The organism is Polaromonas sp. P3_C2, from assembly GCF_056402675.1.
Window position 1 is genome coordinate 1 of the sequence record NZ_JBFUGX010000453.1, and the last position, 3,456, is coordinate 3,456.

Annotated in this window: 4 protein-coding genes; 1 reads left to right on the forward strand and 3 read right to left on the reverse strand. The window is 62.0% G+C overall.

All coding sequences use genetic code 11. The features are described 5' to 3' along the window. Complete coding sequence (locus tag AC1DWI_RS17025) at positions 1 to 966, forward strand: fumarylacetoacetate hydrolase family protein (protein WP_477725273.1); 966 nt, start codon at positions 1 to 3, stop codon at positions 964 to 966. A 109-nt stretch (positions 967 to 1,075) separates the two neighbouring features. Here AC1DWI_RS17025 and AC1DWI_RS17030 read toward each other — a convergent pair whose 3' ends face one another. From AC1DWI_RS17030 to AC1DWI_RS17040, 3 genes are read right to left on the reverse strand one after another with little or no spacing between them, the layout of a single operon-like run. Beyond that, positions 1,076 to 2,239, reverse strand: a complete 1,164-nt coding sequence (locus tag AC1DWI_RS17030; protein WP_477668734.1) for a toxin-antitoxin system YwqK family antitoxin — start codon at positions 2,237 to 2,239, stop codon at positions 1,076 to 1,078. Positions 2,240 to 2,247: 8 nt separating this feature from the next. After that, positions 2,248 to 2,853 (reverse strand): MarC family protein, encoded by a 606-nt coding sequence (locus AC1DWI_RS17035; RefSeq protein ID WP_477668733.1) that lies wholly within the window; start codon positions 2,851 to 2,853, stop codon positions 2,248 to 2,250. 7 nt (positions 2,854 to 2,860) lie between these two features. After that, positions 2,861 to 3,292, reverse strand: coding sequence for a VOC family protein (locus AC1DWI_RS17040; protein ID WP_477668732.1), 432 nt, complete (start codon positions 3,290 to 3,292; stop codon positions 2,861 to 2,863). Positions 3,293 to 3,456: the final 164 nt, after the last annotated feature.

The following is a 3,456-nucleotide window of genomic DNA, read 5'->3' on the forward strand; positions in this document are numbered from 1 at the left end:
ATAGACTCGTCACGCGACGGCCAGCTGGTCGTGGTGTCGCGCGATCTGTCAACAGCCCATTATGCGACGGGCATCGCGGGCAAATTGCAGCAGGTGCTGGACGACTGGAACTTCATGTCGCCGCAGTTGCAGGACTTGTACGAAACATTGAACCAGGGAAAGGCGAGGCACGCTTTTCCGTTTGAGCCATCGCGCTGCATGGCACCGCTGCCGCGCGCCTACCAGTGGGCCGACGGCTCGGCCTATATCAACCACGTGGAACTGGTGCGAAAGGCGCGCAACGCCGAGGTGCCGGAAAGTTTTTACACCAACCCACTGATGTACCAGGGCGGCAGCGACGATTTCATTGGACCCTGCGACGATGTGGTGGTGGCGAGCGAGGAGTTCGGCATTGACTTCGAGGCCGAGATCGCCGTGATCACCGGCGATGTGCCCATGCGCGCCACCCCCGAACAGGCGCTGGAAGGCGTGCGCCTGCTGATGCTGGCCAACGACGTGTCCTTGCGCAACCTGATCCCCGATGAACTGGCCAAGGGTTTCGGTTTCTTCCAGAGCAAACCGGCAACCGCTTTCAGCCCGGTGGCAGTGACGCTGGACGAAGTGGGCGACGCCTGGGACAAGGGCCGCCTGCACATGACCCTGCAAAGCACCTGGAACGGCCGCAAGGTCGCTATGTGCGAAGCCGGCCCCGAGATGACATTCAGTTTCGGCCAGCTGATCGCCCATATCTGCAAGACCCGCAATGTCCGTGCCGGCAGCATCATCGGTTCAGGCACCGTCAGCAACAAGGACTGGAGCCACGGCTACAGCTGCATCGCTGAAAAGCGCGCCATCGAAACCATCGAGGATGGCAGGCCCAAAACCGAGTTCATGAAGTTCGGCGACACCATCCGCATTGAAGCCAAGGGCAAGGATGGGCTCTCAGTATTTGGCGCCATCGACCAAAAAATTGTCGAGAACGTCTGAGCTACCCCGAATAAAACCAGCAGGGGCCGCGGAACCGGCTTCGCCGGGCCGCAGGCGCCGCCCCCTCGAGGGGGGAACAGGCTACACGCAGTGAGCCTGGACGGGGGTGTTATCTTGAATAAGCCTTGCGTGAGCCGTCTTCGAACACGGCGTCGTCACGTGATGGCTTGCCCTCGTCGTCCCAGGTTCTCTCGCGCGTGATGCGGCCGCGCTCGTCGTAGCTCGATTCGGCCACCAGCCTGCCGGCTTCGTTAAAGCGCTGGTGCGTACCCTGGGGCAGTTGCCGGTAGCGGTTGGAGGCTGTGTAGCGGCCGGTGGCGGCGATTTTCCCGCTGTCGAAGAAGTCGGTAGTCTGCAGCCAGGCGGTGTCGCCTTCGCCGCCGTACTCGGTTTTGCTGCGCGGCTGGCCGTTCAGGTAGTAAGTCTGGTCGCTGACCGGCTTGCCGGCCGACCAGCGCCTGTCGCGCGTCAGGGCGCCGCTGTCGGCGAACTCCTGCTCGCGTTCCTTGAACGAGGTTTTTGACGGGTTGGTTTCCAGCAGCCACTGGACTTCGCGCCGCTTGACGCCGGCGTTGTTGAAATAGCGTTCAGTGCGAATGTTGCCCGATACCTCGTCCAGGTAATCCGGCTTGCCACTCTCGCCCAGCGTTTCATGGCGAATGCGTTTTCCGGCCAGGTAACTGCTGGTGCCGTTCAGCACGCCTTTGCTGCTGAAGAGTTCGATCTTTGAGGCGCCGCCCGAAAAACCGCACCAACGGGCGTCCTCGGCCGGCGCTGCCAGCAAAGGCTTGTCGCCGCAGCGCAAGGCCTGGAGCTGGCCGCGGTCATTGAATTCGGCATAGGCCTGCTCGATGCTGCCGCCTGCGCGCGGCCCGTAAAACACGATGCGCCGCAACTGCCCATTGGTGTGAAAGCTGCGCGCCAGGCCGGCCTCGGTGCCGTTGTCGTAGATGGAGTCGCGCAGCACCTGGCCGTCCGGTGCGAATTCACGCGCGCGGCCATGGCGGTTGCCGCGCTCGTTTTCGCCGTATTCCCGCTGTAGCTTGCCGTTCTGGTAGTAGCGCATCAAACCCATGAACTTGCCGCCCTGCAGCTCCTGTTCGCGCATCAGCTGGCCTGTGTCCCGGTCCTTGCAGCGCATGATGCCGGTTTTGCCGGCCGTGGTGTTGCCATTGTTGGGGTTGACGCTTTCACCGTTGATTTCGCAGTCTTGCACCGCATGTGCCCACGGCGAGGCCAATGCGCAGGCACAAAGGAGGACGAGGCGTTGCACGGATTTTTTCATGCAGCAGCCCCGGTTTGGCTGATGAACAGCCGTATGCCGCGCAGGAGCATCTCGACCGAAATCGCCACGAGGATGAGGCCCATCAGGCGCTCGAAGGCCATCATCACGCGGTCGCCTGCCACCCGCTGGATTCGCTCGGACAGCACCAGCACCACGGCGCACACCGCCATGGTCACGCACAGCGCCGCGATCCATTCAAGCCGCCGCGCCGGCGCCTGGGACACCAGCAACATGACCGTGGCCAGCGCCGAGGGGCCGGCCAGCGCGGGAATCGCCAGCGGCACAATCAGCGGCTCGCCCTGCAGCGGCGCGGCCTCGGGCTGGTCCGACGGGAAAATCATGCGCAGCGCGATCAGGAACATGACCACCGCGCCGGCAATCTGCAGCGACAAATCGCTGAGGTTCATCAGGCGCAGGAAGCCGTCGCCGACAAACATGAAGGCCAGCAGCAGCAAAAACGCGATCAGCACCTCACGCAGGATGACGCGCATGCGCCGCTCCGGCGCCACACCCTTCAGGGCGTTGACAAAAATCGGAATATTGCCGAACGGATCGGTGATCAGCAGCAGCAACACCGTGGCGGAAGCAAAGGTATAGGCCATATGTATGTCAGATATGTCGGGCCGTGTTAGCCGAATAAAGGGCTTCAAGTGATTGGAAACCCTTGATCTCGATGGGGTTGCCGAAGGGGTCGCAGAAAAACATGGTCCATTGCTCGCCGGCTTCTCCTGCAAAGCGCACTTGCGGCTCCAGCACAAACTCCATGCGGGCCGCTTGCAGGCGCTGCGCCAGGGCCTGCCAGTCGGCCAGGGCAAGCACCAGGCCGAAATGCGGCATGGGAACAAGCTTGTCGCCAACATGGCCGGTGCGCTCTGTCTTGAACGGTTCGCCCAGGTGGAGCGACAGCTGGTGGCCGAAAAAGTCGTAGTCGACCCAGGTAGGGGCCGAGCGGCCTTCCGCGCATCCCAGGACCCCGCCATAAAACTGGCGGGCCACGTTGAGGTCTCTGACATTGAAGGCAAAGTGAAAGAGGCTTTTCATGGTGCAAGCTTATCAGGGCATTGCCCGAAAGAGACGCTTTTGCAGCCCGGCCGGCAACAGGCATGGCGCCATGCCTGCCGATGAATGCTATGAAATAGATAGCGATTTGCGCTTGTCGGTAAAGGTCTGTGGGTGTTTCTTGCTTGAATCCGTATCATTACCGG

What these genes read in the sequence shown, in the direction of transcription:
- AC1DWI_RS17035 (WP_477668733.1), bottom strand. Translation starts at nt 2,853, where the DNA reads ATGGCCTATACCTTTGCTTCCGCCACGGTGTTGCTGCTGCTGATCACC.
- AC1DWI_RS17040 (WP_477668732.1), bottom strand. Translation starts at nt 3,292, where the DNA reads ATGAAAAGCCTCTTTCACTTTGCCTTCAATGTCAGAGACCTCAACGTG.